Source organism: Mycolicibacterium iranicum, assembly GCF_002101705.1.
In the GTDB taxonomy this organism is placed as follows: domain Bacteria; phylum Actinomycetota; class Actinomycetes; order Mycobacteriales; family Mycobacteriaceae; genus Mycobacterium; species Mycobacterium iranicum.
In genome coordinates, this window is sequence record NZ_LQPC01000002.1 from 189262 (window position 1) to 208099 (window position 18838).

14 protein-coding genes and 2 pseudogenes are annotated in these 18838 nt (G+C 61.2%); 3 read left to right on the forward strand and 13 right to left on the reverse strand.

What is annotated here, in order from left to right:
• Positions 1–29: 29 nt before the first annotated feature.
• The 6 genes and pseudogenes from AWC12_RS32015 to AWC12_RS00865 form a co-directional block, all read right to left on the reverse strand.
• Positions 30–152: pseudogene (locus AWC12_RS32015) on the reverse strand (cytochrome P450); the annotation flags it as partial.
• A 3-nt stretch (positions 153–155) separates the two neighbouring features.
• Positions 156–365, reverse strand: a pseudogene (locus AWC12_RS31445) (cytochrome P450); the annotation flags it as partial.
• 87 nt (positions 366–452) lie between these two features.
• Positions 453–1205, reverse strand: a complete 753-nt coding sequence (locus AWC12_RS00850) for an SDR family NAD(P)-dependent oxidoreductase (protein WP_207576354.1) — start codon at positions 1203–1205, stop codon at positions 453–455.
• A gap of 100 nt (positions 1206–1305) precedes the next feature.
• Complete coding sequence (locus AWC12_RS00855; RefSeq protein ID WP_085171699.1) at positions 1306–2142, reverse strand: mycofactocin-coupled SDR family oxidoreductase; 837 nt, start codon at positions 2140–2142, stop codon at positions 1306–1308.
• Positions 2143–2192: 50 nt separating this feature from the next.
• The gene (locus AWC12_RS00860) at positions 2193–3392 is read right to left on the reverse strand and encodes a cytochrome P450 (protein WP_085171701.1); all 1200 of its coding nucleotides are present in this window, start codon (positions 3390–3392) and stop codon (positions 2193–2195) included.
• A gap of 66 nt (positions 3393–3458) precedes the next feature.
• Positions 3459–3983, reverse strand: a complete 525-nt coding sequence (locus tag AWC12_RS00865) for a nuclear transport factor 2-like protein (protein WP_085171703.1) — start codon at positions 3981–3983, stop codon at positions 3459–3461.
• A gap of 148 nt (positions 3984–4131) precedes the next feature.
• Here AWC12_RS00865 and AWC12_RS00870 point away from each other — a divergent pair, with 148 nt between their 5' ends.
• Positions 4132–4767, forward strand: coding sequence for a TetR/AcrR family transcriptional regulator (locus tag AWC12_RS00870; RefSeq protein WP_085171760.1), 636 nt, complete (start codon positions 4132–4134; stop codon positions 4765–4767).
• A gap of 28 nt (positions 4768–4795) precedes the next feature.
• Here the strand turns inward: AWC12_RS00870 and AWC12_RS00875 are convergent, their stop codons facing one another.
• The 5 genes from AWC12_RS00875 to AWC12_RS00895 all read right to left on the reverse strand — a co-directional run bounded on the left by AWC12_RS00875 (position 4796) and on the right by AWC12_RS00895 (position 8858).
• Complete coding sequence (locus AWC12_RS00875) at positions 4796–5392, reverse strand: carboxymuconolactone decarboxylase family protein (protein ID WP_085171705.1); 597 nt, start codon at positions 5390–5392, stop codon at positions 4796–4798.
• 42 nt (positions 5393–5434) lie between these two features.
• Positions 5435–5629: a ferredoxin gene (locus tag AWC12_RS00880; protein ID WP_085171707.1), complete on the reverse strand. Its 195-nt coding sequence runs from the start codon at positions 5627–5629 to the stop codon at positions 5435–5437.
• Positions 5626–6948 carry a cytochrome P450 gene (locus AWC12_RS00885; protein ID WP_085171709.1) on the reverse strand — a complete coding sequence of 441 codons (1323 nt, stop codon included), beginning with the start codon at positions 6946–6948 and terminating at the stop codon, positions 5626–5628. Before AWC12_RS00885 ends, AWC12_RS00880 begins: the two co-directional genes overlap by 4 nt.
• Positions 6945–7421: a hypothetical protein gene (locus AWC12_RS00890; protein WP_234813783.1), complete on the reverse strand. Its 477-nt coding sequence runs from the start codon at positions 7419–7421 to the stop codon at positions 6945–6947. The genes AWC12_RS00885 and AWC12_RS00890 overlap by 4 nt, the downstream gene beginning before the upstream one ends.
• A gap of 75 nt (positions 7422–7496) precedes the next feature.
• Complete coding sequence (locus tag AWC12_RS00895) at positions 7497–8858, reverse strand: aromatic ring-hydroxylating oxygenase subunit alpha (protein ID WP_085171711.1); 1362 nt, start codon at positions 8856–8858, stop codon at positions 7497–7499.
• A 514-nt stretch (positions 8859–9372) separates the two neighbouring features.
• Between AWC12_RS00895 and AWC12_RS00900 the strand changes: the two genes are divergently transcribed.
• On the forward strand, positions 9373–10827 hold the full coding sequence (locus AWC12_RS00900) for an aldehyde dehydrogenase family protein (RefSeq protein WP_085171713.1): 1455 nt from the start codon (positions 9373–9375) through the stop codon (positions 10825–10827).
• Positions 10828–12669: 1842 nt separating this feature from the next.
• Here the strand turns inward: AWC12_RS00900 and AWC12_RS00905 are convergent.
• Positions 12670–14472, reverse strand: a complete 1803-nt coding sequence (locus tag AWC12_RS00905; RefSeq protein ID WP_337360662.1) for a UvrD-helicase domain-containing protein — start codon at positions 14470–14472, stop codon at positions 12670–12672.
• Positions 14426–16378 carry an ATP-dependent nuclease gene (locus tag AWC12_RS00910; protein ID WP_165762747.1) on the reverse strand — a complete coding sequence of 651 codons (1953 nt, stop codon included), beginning with the start codon at positions 16376–16378 and terminating at the stop codon, positions 14426–14428. Before AWC12_RS00910 ends, AWC12_RS00905 begins: the two co-directional genes overlap by 47 nt.
• Before the next feature lie 290 nt (positions 16379–16668).
• Here AWC12_RS00910 and AWC12_RS00915 point away from each other — a divergent pair, with 290 nt between their 5' ends.
• Positions 16669–18066: a toll/interleukin-1 receptor domain-containing protein gene (locus tag AWC12_RS00915; protein ID WP_207576355.1), complete on the forward strand. Its 1398-nt coding sequence runs from the start codon at positions 16669–16671 to the stop codon at positions 18064–18066.
• Positions 18067–18838: the final 772 nt, after the last annotated feature.

The following is an 18838-nucleotide window of genomic DNA, read 5'->3' on the forward strand; positions in this document are numbered from 1 at the left end:
CCACCGACCACCGAGCACGAGCTTGACGCGAGTGCGATGGCGGTTTCGAGGCGGGCCAGCGCTGCGCCTAGGCAGCTGTGGATGCCGTAGCCGAGGCCGAGGTTCTGTGCTTGGCTGCGGTCGCGGTCGATGTTGAATGTTTCGGCGTCAGTGCCCATCGCCAGATCCAAACCTCGTGCGGAGGAGAAGGTCTCGTGGTCCTTGTACGCGGCGGCGACGTCGTCGTGGCGGGTCAGAGCGTAGAAGTCTTCGGCCTCGTTGTAATAGAGCGGGGCTTCGATGCGCATGCGCCGGTAGATGGCGTAGAGGTCGGCGAAGAAGTCATCGGAGACCGGGTCGAACACCACACTTGAGCTACTCCCAATCGTGCTTCCACCGTGGCACGTTCTGTGAACTCGGAGTCTTCGGCACGACGCGCGCGAAACCAGTACTCGGGGGATGTGGGTGGCCGGTCATGACATCACCGCGCCGCCGTTGACGCCAAGCACTTGTCCGGTGATGAATCCAGCCTCGTTGGAGCACAGGAACGCCACCGCGGAGGCAATATCGTCGCTGGTCCCCATGTGGCCCATGGGGATGTGCTTGGCGAGGTCGTCGGGGTTGAAGAGGTTGCCCTCGGACTGGGATTGCCGGGCCATGGGGGTGTCAATGCTGGAGGGGGGAATGTTGTTGACGGTGATGCCTTTTCGGGCGTACTCGGCGGCCAATGACTTGGTCAGGGTGATGACTGCGCCTTTGGACGCGGCGTAGTGGGCCATGTAGGGCGAACCGCGTTGCGCGCTGGAGGAGGAAATCATTACGATGCGTCCCCATTTCGCGGCGACCATGTCGGGAAGGGCAACCTGACAGCAGTGAAATGTTCCGGTGGTATTGATGTCGAACATTTCCTGCCATGCCTCCGCGGTGATGGAGGCGAACTTGCCGAAACCGACCTTGCCGGCGCTCGTGACCAGAATGGTCACCGGTCCCAATTCTGCGCGCACCCGCGCGAAGGCCGCTTCGACCGCGGGACGGTCGGTGACATCTACTCCGATGCCCACAGCGGTGGAGCCGTAGCTGATGAGCGTGTCAGCGACGCGCTGGGCGGCATCGGCGTTGATGTCAAGAACGGCGATCCGGTTTCCGCGCCGCGCCAATTCATAGCAGGTGGCTTCGCCGATGCCCGACCCGCCGCCGGTAACCACCGCGACGCGCTCCACGATCATCTTCCCGTCCTCAACGGACGCCGCGGGCGATCCCGGACACCTCGGCAGGGGAGGGCAGTCGAGCACGTCCACGACGTCGCCGACACCGTTATCGGACTGGTCATTTCAGATTGCTGCCGAGGTCGATGGGCATCTGGACGCCTGTGACGTAGCGCGATTCGTCGGAAGCAAAGAACAACACCGCGTTCGTGATGTCTTCGGCCTCAACCCAGGGTTTGGGCATGGTGTGAAACATCTGACAGATCGGGGCGATGTCATCGGGCCCCGGGTGCTCGAGGTCGGGCCGAAACAACGACAGGGTGGCCTCGTTGAGCACCATTGGGGTGGCGACGTGGCTGGGGTGCACGCTGTTGACCCGGATCATGTGCTGGGCCAATTCGACGGCTAAGGAGCGCATGATGCCCACGACGCCGTGTTTGGCGGCCACGTACTGCATCATCATCGGATAGGCCTTCATCCCTGCCATCGAGCTGGTCAAGATGACCGAGCCGCCGGGGCCGCTGGCGATGAGATGGGGGGCCGCGGCTTTGACTGTCTTCCAGACGCCAGTCATGTTGATGTCGATCATGGTCTGCCAGTCGTCCTCAGAGACCTGATCGAAGGACTCGCCGCCGTTGCCGATGCCGGCGTTGGCGATCACAATATTCAGCTTGCCGAGCTGTTCAACGCCGCTGTCGACGGCGGCTTTGAGCCCCGCGGAGTCGCGGACGTCGACCTCGGCGGTGACTACGCGCCGGTTGTGGGATTTGACGAGGTCGGCGGTTTCGGCGAGGTCCTCTCGAGTGGCCAGCGGGTAGGGCACCGACTCGATGGGAGCGCACAGGTCGACGGCGATGATATCGGCGCCCTCCTGGGCCAGCCGGACGGCGTGGCTGCGGCCCTGGCCGCGGGCCGCTCCGGTGATGAAGGCCACTTTGCCTTCGACGCGTCCTGTCATGGTGGGGCTCCTTGAATCTTGATTCGGTTGGGCGACGGCTGATTCGGTGCTTAGGTGCGGGCTGGCATGCTGTCCCAGCCCCGGACCGCCGACGAGGAGGAAAACACGGCGGCGTCGAGGTCGACCTCCCAGTCGGGAAAGCGGTTCATGATCTCGTCGAGGGCGATGCGGCCCTCGATGCGGGCCAGCGCGTTACCTAGGCAGTAGTGTGCGCCGACGCCGAAGGTCAGGTGCTGGCGCACTTTTCGGGTGACGTCGAAGTTCTCGGCGTCTTCGCCGAAGCGGCGATCGTCACGGTTGGCGGCGCCGATGAGGGTGATCAGGGCGCTGCCCGCCGGCACGGTGTGGTCGTGGAGTTCGACGTCGCGGGTGACGTAGCGGGCAGCCTGAAGCGCGGGCGGCTCGAAACGCAGGATCTCCTCGACCGCGCCGGGGAGCAGGGAACGGTCTGCGACCAGTTTGCGGCGCTGCTCGGGATGTTCGGAGAGCAGCTTGCCGGCCCATCCGATCAGCCGGGTTGTCGTTTCGGCACCGGCGACGGCGACCACGTTCATGAACATCAGCAGCTCGTCGCGGCGCAGCTTGCGCACCGTGCCGGTCTCGTCTTCGAATTCGGCGTTGAGCAGCTCGGTGGTCAAGTCATCGGCGGGGTTCTTGGTGCGCCAGTCGATGAAGTCGGCGAAGACTTGGCCGTCGGTCAAGGCTGCGGCATTGTCGGTCATTCGCCCGCCCCGCTGCGTCCGAACGTGTTTGTCGCCGTCTTCTTGGACCCGCTGCTGGTAGTCCTCGGGAATGCCGAACAGCATGCCGACCACCCGCAGCGGCATCACTGCTCCCAGGTCTTTGACGAAATCGAAGGACTCTTCGCCGCTGAGCGGGTCCAGACAGCGCTGGGTGAACTCTCGGATCCGAGGCTCCAGCGCATTGATTTTGCGTGGCGTGAACGCGCGCGCCAGCAGGTTGCGATGGATATCGTGCAGCGGCGGATCCTCGAATATAAGCATTCCGGAGGGAATTTCGATGTTTGCCTTGATGATTTCGAGGACCACGCCGCGCGCCGAGCTGAACGTCCCGTAATCCACCAGCGCGCGGTTCACGTCGTCGAAACGACTCAACGCGTAGAAATCGTGAACCTCGTTGTAGAACAGAGGCGCTTCATCGCGCAACCGCTTGAACATCGGGTACGGGTCGGCGTTGAGATCGGCGTGCCACGGGTCGTAATACACCTCGCCGGTCGCGCTCATGGTCATCCTTCTGGTGCTTCGTCGACGTCCGTCGGGGCTTGATAGGTCGCCGCTGCGCGACCCCTGTGGCGGTTACAGCGTGATGTTGTGCTTCTCGAAATGCTGGGCAAGCGCCTGCATGTATCCGTCCCCGTGGAACGGCCCCCGTGCGCCGATCGCGGCCTCCAGGAAGGGGCCGTACTCCTCGTCGTTGACATAGGTCGACCAGTGCACGATCTGGCCTTCGTCGTTGGTGTCGACAAAGCTGATGGAGTAGAAGCCCTGGATCTCGCCGGTGTTGACGTTGGTGCCCTCCCAGCGGTAGCGCTGCACAAAGCCGTTCTCGGCTGGCCACACCTTGAAGTCGACCGGTTTCCAATCCGGGAACGTGATGCCGTAGGCCTTTGCTTCTATGGTTGCCGCGGTATCCCAATGGGTGGCAACGTCTTTGAGAACCAGTTCCTGGTCGGCCACGAAGTAGGGCGAGGTGTAGACCGCGTCGTCGGCGAACTCCCACTCGTCGTAGCTTTCGCCTTCCTGAACTTTCTGCAGCACGTACTTGTCGCGGTAGCTTTCGGCCATCCGACGGTGCTTGGCGATGCGGTCTTCGAGCTTCATTGCGCGTTCTCCTCTGTGTTGCGGTCGGCTGCTGCTGGCCCGACGGTACAGCGAGTTTATGCATGCGTGTATCTTCTATACAAGAGCGTATACAAGATGTAGTGGCGTACCTGTCTCCGGGAAGGGGTGAGCTGCGATGATGGATGGCGTGGCGGAACGATGGACCCGGCAGCGCCGACTCGAGCACACCCGTAGTGTGCTGCTTGATGCCGCCGAAGAGGTGTTTGCCAAGCAAGGGTTCGCCGGGGCAGCGCTGGAGGACATCGCTGAGGCCGCCGGCTACACGCGGGGTGCCATCTATTCGCATTTCGGTGCCAAAGAAGAGCTGTTCCTGGCTGTTATCGAGCGTCATCTGCAGCGCTTCTTGAGTAGCTTCGAAGACGTGCTGGCCGAGTTCGACAGCCTGGACAGCATCGACGTCGCGCGGTTTGCCGAACGGTGGCGTGAATTGACCATCGCTGCCCCTAGTAGTGCGGCGCTGGGCTACGAATTCTCGTTGTTCCTGTTGCGAAACCCCGACGCCCGTGCGCGCGTGGCCGCTCAACGCACCGAGACGGTCACATCGCTGACTGATTACATCGAGACCCACATTGCCAAGCTCGGCGGAACACTGCGGATGCCCGCCGAGACCCTCGCGCGGATCCTGATCGCTAGCCACGAGGGGATCGCGATCAGCGGATACTTGGACGATCGTGATCTGTATCAGCCCTTTTTGGAAATGGTGCTGGCCAACGTGATCCCAAAGCCTTTGGCTGCGAAGCGATCTCGGCGCCGCACCGGTTAAGTTCCGCAGACGGCGGGTCACCATTGCGCTAGGCAAGGCCGCCGACGGCATCATCATCGGCGGGCAGGGCGGCGCTGCCGGGCTGCGGCTGCAGCCCCCACGTGTTGAACGCCATGCCCGTCGTGATGTACGCGCCGACCAGGAACAGCACCTCCATTGCTTGGTGAACACCCAACTGGTCGACGAGTTGCTCCCAGGTGCTGCCAGCTCGGCCAGTGGCCAGCAGTTCGTCGGCGGCCTGCAGGACGAGCAGGCGGTGGCCGGTGAAACCCTCGTTACCCTCGACTAACGCGCTAATTTCTTCTTCTGTCACCCCCGTAGCGAGAGCGAATTTGACGTGCTGGCCCCATTCGAAGGCCGACCGATGCTTTATCGCGACGCGCAGGACCACCAACTCACGCAAGTCGGCCGGCAGTTCACCGTGGCGCAGCAGGTGGACGTTGAATGTCAGAAATGCTTGAGCCAACGTGGGGTGGCGGGCCAGGAGCCCGATTACGGGGAAGTTGAGTGGCTCGTAGGCGTGGCCAGACCCAGCGCGGGGCACCTTCTCACCCGGGATTCCCATGAGAGTGCCGAAGGCCGCGTACTCGGCCTCGCTCCATTCTTCGGCCGACAACGGCTGCATGCTCGGTTCTCCTCGTGTGAATCTCAGCCCGCGGTGGCCGGTTCAGGCGGTACACGCCGAGATAGCGTGCTCGGGACATTGCGCGATCGCGGTCTCGACCGCGTCTCTCCACGCCGTCGGCGTCGCGTCGGCGCCGACCGTGGCATAGCCGTCGTCGGTCAGGATGAAGACCTCGGGGCAGGTGGACACGCAGATGCCATGTCCAGCGCAGCGGTCGGTATCGACAACGACGATCATGGGCGGGCTGCCGCGGGTTCGAATCCGACGTGAAGCCGGGTGAGCCCCCGCAGGATGAACGTCGGCAGATAGCGGTAGCGACGGTCGTCGGCTGGTCCATGAAACTCCTCGTCGATCCAGAACCGTGCCGTGCGGTCGAACAGTCGTTCCAGGCTGACACGGCCTTCGGCGCGGGCCAGAGGTGCTCCGGGGCAGCTGTGCACCCCGCGACCGAAAGCGGTGTGGGTGCGGGCATTGGCGCGGTCGATGTCGAACACATCGGGGTCGGGGAATTGGCGGGGGTCGCGGTTGATCGCCGCGTTGACCAGCATGAGGATAGTGCCGGCCGGGATGTCGACCCCACCCACGTTCACCGGGACCTTACTGAGCCGGAAGTCGCCGCGCACCGGGCTTTCGTAGCGCAACGCTTCTTCAAGGAAGTTCGGGATGAGATCGCGGTTGCCGCGCAGCCGCTGCTGTAGATCCTGGTCTTCGGCCAGGATCATCACTGCTGCGCTGAGTAGACGCACGGTGGTTTCCTGGCCGGCGGCAAACAGGTTCGCCGCCACCCGCACGGCGTCAATCACCTCCGGGGTGGAGCCATCCGGGAAGGTCGCCGATGCCACCCCGGTCAGCACATCGTCGCGGGGTACGGCGCGGCGGTCGTCGATGTAGGTGCCGAATTTCTGGTAGAGAAATTGCAGCGGCGAGTGATGCAGGGCGTCGCCGTCACTGCTGCCGATGGTGCCGGTCTCGGTCAGCAACGCCTGGGCGAAGTCGCGGTGGTCGGATTCGGGCACTCCGAGCAGGTCGGCAATGACCAGCATCGCGAACGGGGAGGCGAAATCGGCGATGTACTCACAGGTGTTGCCGGTCAGGGCGGTGTCGTATTGGCGGTCGGCAAGCCGCCACATGAAGTCTTCGTTCTCTTTAAGCCGTTTGGGGGTGATCATCCGTGACAACAGTGAGCGGTGGGCGGTATGCAACGGCGGGTCGAAGGTCGGCAATTGGTCGTTAAACGGCAGCTCGTCCCGGTATTCAGCGATGACCGCGGAAATGTCGTCGCCCTCCAACGGGACCGGGAACCCGGGGAAGGGTCCCGTCACCGATATGCAGGAAGAAAAGCTGTCGGTGTCGTTGTAGATCTTGAGGGCTTCGGCGTGGCCGGTGACCATCATGACGTCGTGATGGGGTTCGCGGCGCACTGGGCACTGGGAGCGCATCGCGGCCAGATACTCGTAAGGGTCGTGCAGCAGCGTGTTGTCGAGAAAGAAGTCGCGGGCGTCGATATCGGTTGGCGGGGCGGCGGTTTCCCCAGGAGGTGTGACCGGGTGGCTCATCGGGCGATGTCCACTCCGTCATAGCCGGCCAGCAGCTCTGGGCTGGGCAGTTCCATTTGCAGGTACACGTCGATGTGGGTGATTTTGCCGGCGTCACTGAATTCGTAGACGCTCAGCGAGTTGACCACGCTGGAGAACGCGCCGACCTCGCTGCGCTCTTCAAGTTCCAGGAAAACGACAGCATCGTGTTCAGTGATGCGCTTGAACGTGCACGCCCACTCCGCCGAACCTGCCCAATTGGTGAGGAACTCGGTGTACTGCTGCCAGTTCTGTACCTCTTTGAAATTGCCGACCCGCACGAACGCCTCGGTGTCGACGAGCTCTGCCAGCGGCGGCCACGTCGCGGCGTCGAAGCCGGGCTCTTTGGCCTTCTGGACCAATTGCTCGACGACGCGGCTGTACTGCAGGACCGTGCGGGCGTTGCCCTCGACGGTATCGATAATGGTGTTGAGGTCGGTCATCCCGGTGGCCATGTGCTCGTCTTTCTCGCCGGTGGGCGGCGGACGGCACAACCGTCCGCCGCTGGTAACTGGATTGCGTTGTTTCGGTTACTGTCCGGTGGCGGCCATGTAGCGGTCGACCACCGAGTGGTAGTGCGCGATGACGATCTCTTCTTTGACCAGCGACATGAATTCCAGCCGGTCGTTGCGCAGCCCCCGCTGCTGGCGCGGCATCTGCTCGTAGTCCTGCTGCAGCGCCAAAAAGTACTTGTAGCTGCCCGGCTCGTCGACTTCGATCGGTTCGGCTTTGAAGCCGCTGTGCAGATCCTCGGGCAGCCACATGAAACTCATGATGTGCCAGAAGCACTTGTTGGGATCGCCGCTGTCATGCGGCTCAGCCATGATGATGGTGGCCTCGCCGGCGCGGATAGTCATGAAGAAGTTCGGGAACAACACCCAGCCGTGGTTGTCGCTCATTTGCGCATCTGTCAGGCCACTGACGTCTAATCCCATGCCCGTCAGCGTCTCTCGGGTGGCCTGCTGAAGCAGGGTCCGCGCCGTGACGCCCTCGGGGAAGGCGATGTCCTCACCGTTCTGGTAGTCGGCGACCAGCTCCTGGAAGCGGGGCAACACCATCTGCACCGACGGGAACGTCTCGGGCAGCTCCAGGATGCCCTCGACTTGTTCACGGGGGCCGTACTTCTCGGCGTTGGCGACTTCGAACGGCGCCATCGAGACGCTGTGCTTATCGAAGAATTTGTAGCGGCTCTTCGCCGGGTCGATCATGATCACCCGCAGCAGCTGCGGATGGATGCCCGAGATGTGGTAGCCCTCCTCGAAGGCGTCCATGACGACCTTCCAGTTGCAGTCCAGGGACTCTTTTACATCCAGGACGGTGATCATTTCCCCAAGCCTGTAGGGCTCCAGCAATTCGGCGACCTCACCGCCGAGATAGTCGTTCAAGGGTTCGGCGTTGGGATCGGGATTGAGGAAGATGAATCCGCCGAAGGTGTCCACCGAGACCGGCAACAGCGACAGGCCCTGCTTGTCCACCGGCGTCAGCACGTTCTCCTTTTCGCGCAGCACCCCTTTGAGTCGGCCGTCCAGGTCGTAGGACCACAGGTGGTACTGGCACAGCAGTCCGCGCTTGGCGTTGCCCGTCCCGGCGCACAATCGGTTGCCGCGGTGACGGCACGCGTTGACAAACCCGCGGATCTGGTTGTCCTTGCCGCGGACGATCACGTACGACTGATCCAGGACGGCGTATTCCTTCCAGTCCCCGGCATTGGGAAGCTCGCTGACCCGGCCGGCGACCCGCCACACCTTGGCCCAGATCTGCTCACGCTCACGCTCGGCGTACTCGGTCGAGGTGTACCGGTCGGTCGGAATATTCATTCGATACTGGTCGGGATCGATCGACGCCAAACTCGTTCCCGTCTCGACCCATTCGCCTGCCTTGGTCGGCGACATACCTGTCCTCCTTAACGTTTGAAACCGGCCGGTCCGGCAGCCGCCCGAATCGCCCTGCTAAGCGCTGGCCGTGACTGCCGCAGCTCTCTAGCGATGGCGCGCTTTGCGCATTGGGAGACGCCGCGACGTGACCGGCACCACAACTGTACAGTTCTGCATTTCGTATACACAAACGTATGTGATAACCGCTGCTCGTGGCAATCCCCCTTTGCCATCCGGCACCTGCGAAACAGGGGGACCAGGTGCAATAGCTGCATGGGTGATGCAGTGGATCCGATGAAAGCCGTCATCGCGCTGTGGCATCTGCTCATTCCGCGCCTCGCTAGGAGTTCATTTTGAGATCAGGGCCGCACCGAACGATGCAAAGCGTCGCCGGCTGGCCGCACGTGCGCGTCGCCACTACCCGCTGACCGCACTAGGCCCTACACGAACTGATATACATGATTGTATCGGAAATACGCTTACGAATAATTATGCTGGGTCGCTGTCAACGACGACTGACAAGGGAGAACCCGTGAACGTGCAGGCTGTACTCGGTGAAATCCGTAACCGCCCAGGCACCGGTGAGGTCATCCCGATCATCAATCCCGCCACCGAAGAGCAGATCACCGAGTTCACTGACTGCGGGGAAGACGCCGTCAACGACGCGGTCGCGCGCGCCAAAGCCGCCAATGAGGCCAAGGTGTGGCGCGGCCTGCCCGGCAGCGAACGCGCCAAAATCCTTTGGCGTGTCGCGGATTTGATCGACCGGAACGCCGACACCCTGGCCGAACTGGAATCGTTGAACGCCGGCATTCCACCCGAGCAGGCCCGTATTATCACCGCCGTCGGGGCCGAGTGGTTCCGCTATTACGCCGGCTGGTGCACCAAAATCGAAGGCATTGCCGCAGACGTGAACACAGGCGGCGTCATGGGCCCCAATTCGCAGTTGCACGCCTACACCCTCAAAGAGCCCTACGGCGTGGTCGGCCTGATTTTCCCGTGGAATGGACCGGTATTCAATTACTGCGCGAAGCTGGCGCCCTCGCTGGCCGCTGGCTGCACCAGCGTCGTCAAACCCGCCGAAGAGACACCGCTCTCGGCGCTCGTGCTCGACCGACTCCTCGCCGAAGGCGGTGTGCCCGACGGAGTGGTCAACCTGCTCACCGGTTACGGCCACACCGCCGGCGCCGCGATCACCGCGCACCCCGACGTGGAGAAGGTCGCCTTCACCGGCTCTACCGAAGTCGGCAAGGAAATTGTGCGCACTGCCTCCAGCAACCTAAAAAAGGTCACCCTGGAGCTCGGCGGAAAATCGCCGGTCTTGATCTTCGATGACGCCGACCTCAACATGGCGATCACTATGGCCGCCATGGGCATCTTCATCCATTCCGGACAAGGCTGTATCTGTGGATCGCGAATTTTCGTGCAGCGCGGCGTCTTCGATCAGGTCGTCGAAGGCATCGTGACCATCGCCAACAACCTCAAGCTGGGCGGCCCCACAGAGGAGGGCAGCATGATCGGGCCGCTGATCAGCGCCAAACAACTGAACCGGGTCATGGGATTTCTCGACGACGGCAAGTCCGATGGTGTCGACATCGTCACCGGCGGGTATCGCCTGGACCGCACCGGCTATTTCGTGCACCCCACCGTGTTGACCAATGTCGACCCCGCTACCAGCCGGCTCTATAAACAAGAGATCTTCGGCCCCGTAGTGACGGTGTTGCCGTTCGACGACGACGACGAGGCCATCGCATACGCCAACGACACCACCTACGGGCTGTGCTCCACCGTGTGGACCAGCAACCTTGGCCGTGCCCACCGCATCGCCAAAGAAATCCAGGCAGGCACCGTCACCCTCAACTGCCAAATGACGTTCGACCACTCCATGCCGTTTGGCGGATACAAACAATCCGGCTGGGGTTACGAAGCCGGTCGTGCCGGTATCGATACCTACCTCCAGTCCAAAACCGTTTGGGCACAACTGTAACCGTGTGGGCCGCATGACAGCAGATCTCCGCTCGCTTCCCCCAGCGCTTACAGCGTGTGGATCGTTGGTACCCGACGAGCACTCCGCCCACGCCGCGCCCATTCTCGCCATGTGGCCGCTTGGGATGAGGCAACTTCGCCTTCACGTCATCGCACCCAACGCCGCCGATCTCATCGGCTCCGCTGGCGGTTGGCTCTGCGACCGCGCACTGGCCGGATGGCACATTAGCGCTACCTTGACTGATACTGGCGACACCACCGAACGCGCCCTCAACATCCTGGGTGCCGCCCTGCACTATGCAGCACCCGAACCACAACATCTTCCCTATAGCATCGCGATTATGACCAGGCCCGACGCGAATCTTTCTGCGATACTGCACTTTTCGCCGGAACTCCTTCGCGAATGCCACGAAGTGACGATCCTCGGGACGCCGTGCATCGCCCCAGTGCCGACTGCACACCGGTTACGGCCGATTCGCCACCAGGTCAGTGTGGCAGCCCGGGCCTTCAAGGCAGCCGCCAGGGCCGTGTTGTCGTCGGCAGATCAAGAACGACCCTCCCCATTCGAATATCTCCACAGTGGACACCTACCCGCGTCGCCACCCGGGGCCGCCAATAGCAACAGAACACCACCACCGCGATTCATTCAAACAAGACATCAAATGTCCCAAATCCTGAGTGAATCACCGACGGTGCAAACTCTGCTCTAATCCGGATAATCTATGTCGGGTTGACCAAGAGCAAATCCCTTGTCGAAGGCCGGGTTCCTCCGCATATACGAGTGCACAGCGCCGTTCTCGCTTGCTCCTAAGGAGGTTTGGACACGATTGGCAGTACGCAGCGTCGCTGACGATCGGGGTCTGTGCACACGTGTGCGGCCGGGGAGCCGGTGACTCGTGATCAGCGGTTCTGGTATCGGAGCCCCTGACGTACCGGGTACCAAGGCAGTCGGCCGTGGTGGCCAGATCGCGGGCCGGCAGCGCTGGTACGGACGGTCGTCGCGCCGATCTCGAACGTACCGACGAACACAGCGGAACACATCTTTGGGAACAAATTTGGGAACAAGACTCCGCGAAACGGCCCAAAACGGGTGCAATCCGACGGAACTGCTCGGACCGTAAAACGGCACTGAGCTGCACAAATGGGAAATATCGGATACCCCGAAATTCTAGATTTCTGTCTCCCAACCCAGAGGTCGCAGGTTCGGATCCTGTCCCCGCTACCAGTATGACGGCCCCCAGAGATCACTCCAGGGGGCCGTTTTCTATCCCGATGGGAAGACTTTCGGGAACATTCGCAATCTTGGGTCAAAAGCATGTTGCTTCATGACCAGGTAAACCTCCTTGCAGAGCCAAGTCAGTCGCTGTCAGAGGTGATGATGTCAACGACGGCTGAAACGTCACCTAGACTCGCCGGGTCTAAGGAGGTCGACAAAGGAGCCTGCTACAGACCCCTCAGCGCGTCAGCGATCGCAAGCCTCGATGCGCTCAGAGCGCAACTCGACTACTGGTGGAAGAACTACCTGGACGCCTCTGAACACGATTGCTTCACTATGCGCCGGAAGGACGACCTCGACGGCAGCTACTTGGGGAAGGTAAAGGCCGCGAATGAGATAGAACTAGGCGATCCGCCCGCGAAGATCTTCGTCGTGGTTAAGGGCATCAGAAACCAACACATTCCGTCTTCCCTCGGAGAACGGGGCATACGTCGAAGTCGTAATGCGAGGGTAGACACGCAGCAGTCCGGGCGCACGGCGGCTCCGAACGATCAGCCCCCTATCAAAGGATCGGCAGTCCACCACCCCGGCGTTGGTTCTCTGGCACGAGCGAAGCCCTCGCCGTGTTCAGGCTGTTGGCATCGATATCAATCCCGCGTTAGAGAACGCAGAGATTGACTCTTCGGTACTGTCATCTGGCACGGCAACCAGGCAGTATCGTCGTGCTCGTGTCAGCGCCACGAACGCTATCCGAACTTCCTCCGTGTCGTTGGGATCCACTGGCAATCCACGAAGTTGGCTGGCCCACATATCACTCTGCGGTAGTCGGTTTGTCCGCGAGTTTCGGGGTTTGCGGTCCAGAATGATGAGCACAGCGTTGCGTGACTCACCCTTGATGTCATGGATAGTTTGCGCACGCATCGATTGCGGCGAGGTCTGAAAGCTCGCCTGCGCCGAATACCCCGCATGTGCTGCCGAGGTTCGGAGAACAGTGCCCCCGCTGCGCATCGGTTGGTCCGCCACGGCCCGCGAAACCGTGGTGAGCAACGCTGCTACGCCACGGATCCAGCTTTGAAGATCTTGATCCAGCGATGGCGCGTCAGCCAACAGCTTGGTGCTTGCATTTCGGATCGAGATCCGCTCGTCGATCGATCGATCGACGAACTCCGCTTCGCCGAAGGCGGCCAAAGCAACGATCTGATCAATCGACTCGATGTCATGTCGAGTCAACGTGTGGGATCCGCGGAGCTTCGCAACGGCGCGGCCCATTGCGAGTGATCGAGAACTCACCTTAACCGTATTCCGCGATCCGTTGATTTCGTCGCGGAAGTCATTGCCCCGGACAAGAATCGCCGATTCCGCCGAATCCTCGCCTAGCTGGCTTAGTCGATCCATAAACGCCAAAACAGCGCGCGCAGGATCCCCGACGGGATAAACCAAGAACTCCGGATCTACAGCATGACTAGCATCGCGTCCCACTGCTAAGTCGGGGTGCGGACGCGATGAGAACCGGTGGGCGAGATCGCAGATCCGCTGCGACGATCGAAAATTTTCATCGAGATCCAGCGACTGAAGCCCACAATCCGCAGCAAGTCGGTCGCATCCGTCCACCGTCGCACCCGCAAACGAGCTGATTGCTTGGTCGGTGTCACCGACGAGGACCAACGAGCGGAGGGCACCGCTTTTCTTCAGCAGGCTCAGGCATTCCAGTTGCACAGCGTTCGTATCCTGTGCCTCGTCAACTATCAGCTCGCCATACCGCCCGGCGACGGCTCGCGCTATCTCCGGGTATCCACGTAATACGCGGAGGGCCACATACATGGCGTCGTCTGAGCTCACCCAACCCTTCTGGGCCATCTCGCGTTTGAGTTCCCTTGCGCGAGCCGAACCGCGTAACAAGACCGCATCGATGCTCAACCCGACGTTCTGAGGCACTTTCGTCATCCGCATGGAACCGTCAGGACGCATTCTGAACAAGGGGAGCGGAACCATTCGCCTTGCGGTGTCGCTGAGATCAACGACAGGCCAACGGCTCGACTCGTCTCGAAGCAGTCGCGGCGTCACGCCGTAGAGCAGGTGCCCGAAAGGATATGTGACGTGACGAAGAAGGAATCCATGCAGGGTGCCGACGAAGTGGAGAGGTTGAATAACGTGTTGCCCCTGAATCTTCAGGGCATTTCGAACAGCATCAACGCCAACGTTGGTGTAGGAGCACGCAGCGACGGCGATTTCGTCACTCATCAGGCGGGCGATCCGCGCAGCCGTCGTTTGCGTCTTACCGCTGCCAGGGCACGCCTTCAAAATGAAGTTCGACGAGTGTGTGACGGCTTGCTGCTGCTTTCGACTTAGCTGCGACGCTTCGGGTTGTGGATACATCGGAGCATCAGACGGTCGTGTCGTCGGCCGTTGCGGTTTGCAACGACGCAGCATCGGATTCGGCACGCTCGGATGATGTAATGACTTGTTTCGATGTGGCCCAAAATATCGCGTCTTCAACGTGCTTAGGTACGGTGAAGGCCACCGGTGGGTCGATTTCGGCTGCAAGCTCCTGAGCGAACCTGCCCTTCTCGTCCTCCACCTTAGCTAAGAATGCATCCGCACGTTCAGCCCACGAGGACGTGACGTAATCTCGTTTCAGCCACCCGGAAACACGTGGTTTCACGTGCTTGAAGGCCTCAAGAACTACCTCCCAATTACCAGCTTTGACGAGGTCCCACTCAAACGTCTTCTCGGCGAGGAAAACCCCGAGATGATCTCCGCCCAACGCCACCAACGACTTTGCCGTCGCTGACAGCTCTGCCGCGACAGCTTCCTCTTCACTCAGATCGTCGCCAGCAGACTCCGCCAACGCGGTCTCCTCAGTCGGCGGTAAATCGCTAACGTTTGCATCCACTTCCGATGGCACCGGATCCACCTCCTGTGGGTCCGAATCCGAGATTACTGCGCAGGGAATGGGGAGTCTGTCCGGGCCGAATAATTCGATGAATGGCCGGAAAGCGAGGCCGTCAACGTTCACAACGCAGACGCCGGCTTCCGATAAAGACCTTCCAAGCCGATCTGCCATGGCGGGAAGAAGCAGTTGCTCTGCCAGCCCTTCTACCAAAATTACGCCCCGAGAGAAGAGTAGCGCCGATTTTGTTACATCGAGAAACCGTCTTAGGTGCTTCAGATGCCCAGTGTCAAGGCCAAACTCGCCTATACACCGGGCGAAGAGTTCTGCGCCTCCGTCGCTGCGGCTTAGGACAGTTAGCCTCTCAACCTTGGCTCCGCTGGCGAGATTTGGAGAATGGGTGGTCACAACCACCTGACTGTCTGCGGCACTGGCGGTTTCGAGAAACCGCATCAGGAGATCCTGTAGCTGCGGATGCAGATGTGCCTCAGGCTCTTCGATCAGCAATAAGCGCAATGCCGCATCTGACGGCTCTTCGAGGGCAGATAATAGGACACTCATGTACAGCATGTTGCTGTAGCCAAGTCCGCTTTCGGTGATCTCGACCGGTCCGATTGATCCGACGCGGGCGCGGAGTGCCGTGATGACTCGGTCGAATCGAGGTTCTGCAAAGACGAGGTCGGACGACTGGCTTAGGCGCCCACCACCTGTTAGCTCCGACAACCGCGTTTGAACACGCGTCTGGGCAATGCCAACGCTTTCGACCTCGGACAGGCTGCTGTTGGCGTCCGACATAATCTTCTCTATCTGACTGCGATCTGGATGCCCCTCCGGGGCTAACGCTCCGACGAGCTCGCCGAGGCGATTCGATCGGCCCGGACGGAGATCGGACGCCGCATCTCGCAAAGGATGCAGGTAAGTAAAGCTCACAGCCTCGCGTGCATATTGTTCGATGTCAGGATGATCGGAGTCTCCGCCAAACCATTCCGTGTGGACCCGCCCGCTGCTCGTTAGTGTCGCCCGCAGACGAATCCGCGCGGAGCTTGGGCCCCGCGACGGAGACAGGCAAGTAACCATGCGGGCACGCTCGGCGCTGGCGAGTTCGGTAAAGACTGCCTCCAGTTCGAAAGTGTCGGTCGTGCGATTTCCGTGCCCGTCGTGCGCGAAGTCACCTTTGGTGATCCAGAGGCGTGCGGCTGGCCCGACCTCCGGTTCGAATAGGAGACGACAGGCATCGATCAGGTTTGATTTGCCCGCATTATTCTCGCCAACGACGACGGCGAGACCTGGATACAAGGGAATGAATCCGGATAGGTTCCGGAAACCCTTAGCGCCGATGCCTGCAAGTTTCACCCGGCCATACTGACGCCTGATGGCAACGATGCCTGCGCGGACACGCGGTAATTGTTTTCCACTACGGATGGTCTTCGCGCGCTGAAGCTTCACCCCGGGATCAGGCAGTACAGCGCTTGATCGCGGTTTTGCTTGAGCTGAGGGACTTTTGGAAGTAGTGGTGGCGACCGTGAAAGGCGCAGACGAGTGGATGGTGACATAGTGCCTCGTCGCGCGTGAGCGCGGTACACGCCCGCGAGTTTCCTGCCTCGCAGATCGAGCCAGCTGGCCTCGACAGGCGAGGCGTTTTTGCCCAGAATCAGCGGAAGGTGGCTCGTCTACCCGTGACTGGCGGATACTGGCCATATTCTTGACGTCGCGTACGCCTTGGGGGAGTGGTTGGGGTGCTCTACGACGCTTTTATTTCGCACGCTAGCGAAGACAAGGCTGATTTTGTTAGACCGCTCGCTGAAAGGCTTCGTGAGGAGCATGTGGAGGTGTGGTACGACGAGTTCAGTCTCCGTGTCGGTGACTCCCTTCGACAGTCGATCGATAAAGGCCTGAGTCGATCACGTTTCGGTGTAGTGGTTCTCAGCCCGAGCTTTTTCGCAAAGCGCTGGCCGCAATGGGAACTCGATGGCCTGGTGGCCCGCGACATTGAGGAGCGAGGAATCCTATTGCCTGTTTGGCACGGAGTGACGCGTGCCGAGGTCTTGGCCTACTCGCCACCGCTTGCCGACAAACTCGCCTCGTCGAGTGGCAGCGGTATCGAGCAGGTAGTGCGGCAGCTGTGTGAGGTCATCCGTCCGCAGGGTTCGACCCTGGTGATCGCTCGCGATCACCTCATCGAGATCGGCTACACCCCGCCTGTGGTCACAGACGATTGGTGGTTGGACGTCGCAGCCGCGTCGGAGTCCAACAATGTGGAGGGCGGTTGGCAGTCGGCGATGGGCTGGGGCAGATGGGGTTTTCCGTTGCCGGAGCCCTCCTCGGTGCCGGCGGAAAGGGGACGCCGATTGGCGCATACGGCGATGCAGACGGCGTGGCAAAGCGCTGCTGACGAAATCCCCATCACGCAGGTCACACCGCCCGAGCGGGTTCATACCTTCATCGAAGAGACGCCGGGTCTTGCGGATACTTGCCACGAATTTCCTCACTACCTCGGCGTCTACGCGCCGCAGCTGACCATTCCAGGATTCGGTGGTCAGTTTGAGGATGTATTCGGCGCGCTGTACGAGCGTTCGGTGGTCGAGTCGCGCGCTCGGGATTCTCAGCTACGAGGAGCCAGCAGCCCGAAGCACCCGCCTCGCTGCGACGACCAATACGTTTTGCGAGATCCGGACTTGGCGTCTTACAGCCCGAGCGGTATCGCTTGTGATTTTTTCCAGGGTTACGGCGCGATCAGCGGTCCGTCAGCGAGCTATTACGAGCTGCCGGAGTATGCGGCGTGGCTGTTATCGAGCCAGAGCACGTTCTTGCCCGCTCAGATTCGGACAGTTCTAACTTCAGGAATGGCTGCGTGGGGTGTTTGGCCTTGGACTGAGAACGCAGTCAATCGGCTTGTCGACTTCGGATATCAGCAAGGCAGCTTCGACGGTGCGCTTTTTACGGAGTTGTTGGATGCCGAGTCGATCGACACCTACCGTCCGAGTCGGGAGGCAATCGAGGATGCTGCGCATCGGATGACCTTCAGCGCGCGTCTGCTCGGCCTTCCCGAGAGCGGTGATGCACTCGCGGAGTTGCTTCTAGCTCCGGCCTTTCTGGGTCCCTACTTTGCGAGACGAAAGGACCGAAGCGGTTAGAAGATTCGATCCTCCAGGGGTAGGGACGTCCCGCACTTGCAACACCGTCCGCGCGAGTTCGGTCCCTTCATGTGGTCGGAGCACTCGGCCGGTGACTTGGGCCAGTCGTCGCCTTCGAGCTGCTCACGGTGCAGCCGCTGAAGTAGAGCCCTTTCATCCGGGTCGGTGATCTCATAGCGTCTGCCTACACGGACCCACTGTCCGGCAGCAACGAGCTCAATTGCCGTCAGGGACGTATCGGCGCTGAGGTAGTCATCACCAACGAAGCCGGGTGTGTCGTTTCGGACGCTTGCCGCAGCCGCGAATGCACTGAGCTCAAGAGCGGCCCTAGACAGAATGACGGGTTCGCCAGATCGCTGTTCGAGGCGGAGAAATCTCCTGTGGTCCTCATCCTCGAAGTCGCCGCTACTTACCATTCGTGCGACCTCCTCACCAAGAAATGGCGGTACGGCACTCGGGGCCGACCTGACGCCGTGATTGCGGGCAGGATGTGCTTCCGTGGGCTGTGACTGAGCGTACGAAACACCGCCCGCGAGCTGCAGCATTTGACCACAACTTTGACGACAACGCCGACGACAGTCGCGCGCCCAACCACACCAACTACACTGCATTCTGTCCGCTAACCTGCCTGTTCACGGGACCTGCCCGGTCCTGGCAGTGTGGGGGTCAGGGGTTCGAATCCCCTTAGCTCCACCCTGTGATGAGTCGGGTGATGGGTTACACCTGAGTCGCGTCATCGGTTACAGATTCCCCGGCCATCGGCCGGGGTTTT

Excerpts from the sequence above, each read along its gene's own strand:
- AWC12_RS00850 (WP_207576354.1), bottom strand. The coding sequence starts at position 1,205 with ATGATCGTGGAGCGCGTCGCGGTGGTTACCGGCGGCGGGTCGGGCATC.
- AWC12_RS00855 (WP_085171699.1), bottom strand. The coding sequence starts at position 2,142 with ATGACAGGACGCGTCGAAGGCAAAGTGGCCTTCATCACCGGAGCGGCC.
- AWC12_RS00860 (WP_085171701.1), bottom strand. The coding sequence starts at position 3,392 with ATGACCATGAGCGCGACCGGCGAGGTGTATTACGACCCGTGGCACGCC.
- AWC12_RS00865 (WP_085171703.1), bottom strand. The coding sequence starts at position 3,983 with ATGAAGCTCGAAGACCGCATCGCCAAGCACCGTCGGATGGCCGAAAGC.
- AWC12_RS00875 (WP_085171705.1), bottom strand. The coding sequence starts at position 5,392 with ATGCAGCCGTTGTCGGCCGAAGAATGGAGCGAGGCCGAGTACGCGGCC.
- AWC12_RS00880 (WP_085171707.1), bottom strand. The coding sequence starts at position 5,629 with ATGATCGTCGTTGTCGATACCGACCGCTGCGCTGGACATGGCATCTGC.
- AWC12_RS00885 (WP_085171709.1), bottom strand. The coding sequence starts at position 6,948 with ATGAGCCACCCGGTCACACCTCCTGGGGAAACCGCCGCCCCGCCAACC.
- AWC12_RS00890 (WP_234813783.1), bottom strand. The coding sequence starts at position 7,421 with ATGGCCACCGGGATGACCGACCTCAACACCATTATCGATACCGTCGAG.
- AWC12_RS00895 (WP_085171711.1), bottom strand. The coding sequence starts at position 8,858 with ATGTCGCCGACCAAGGCAGGCGAATGGGTCGAGACGGGAACGAGTTTG.
- AWC12_RS00905 (WP_337360662.1), bottom strand. The coding sequence starts at position 14,472 with ATGCTGCGTCGTTGCAAACCGCAACGGCCGACGACACGACCGTCTGAT.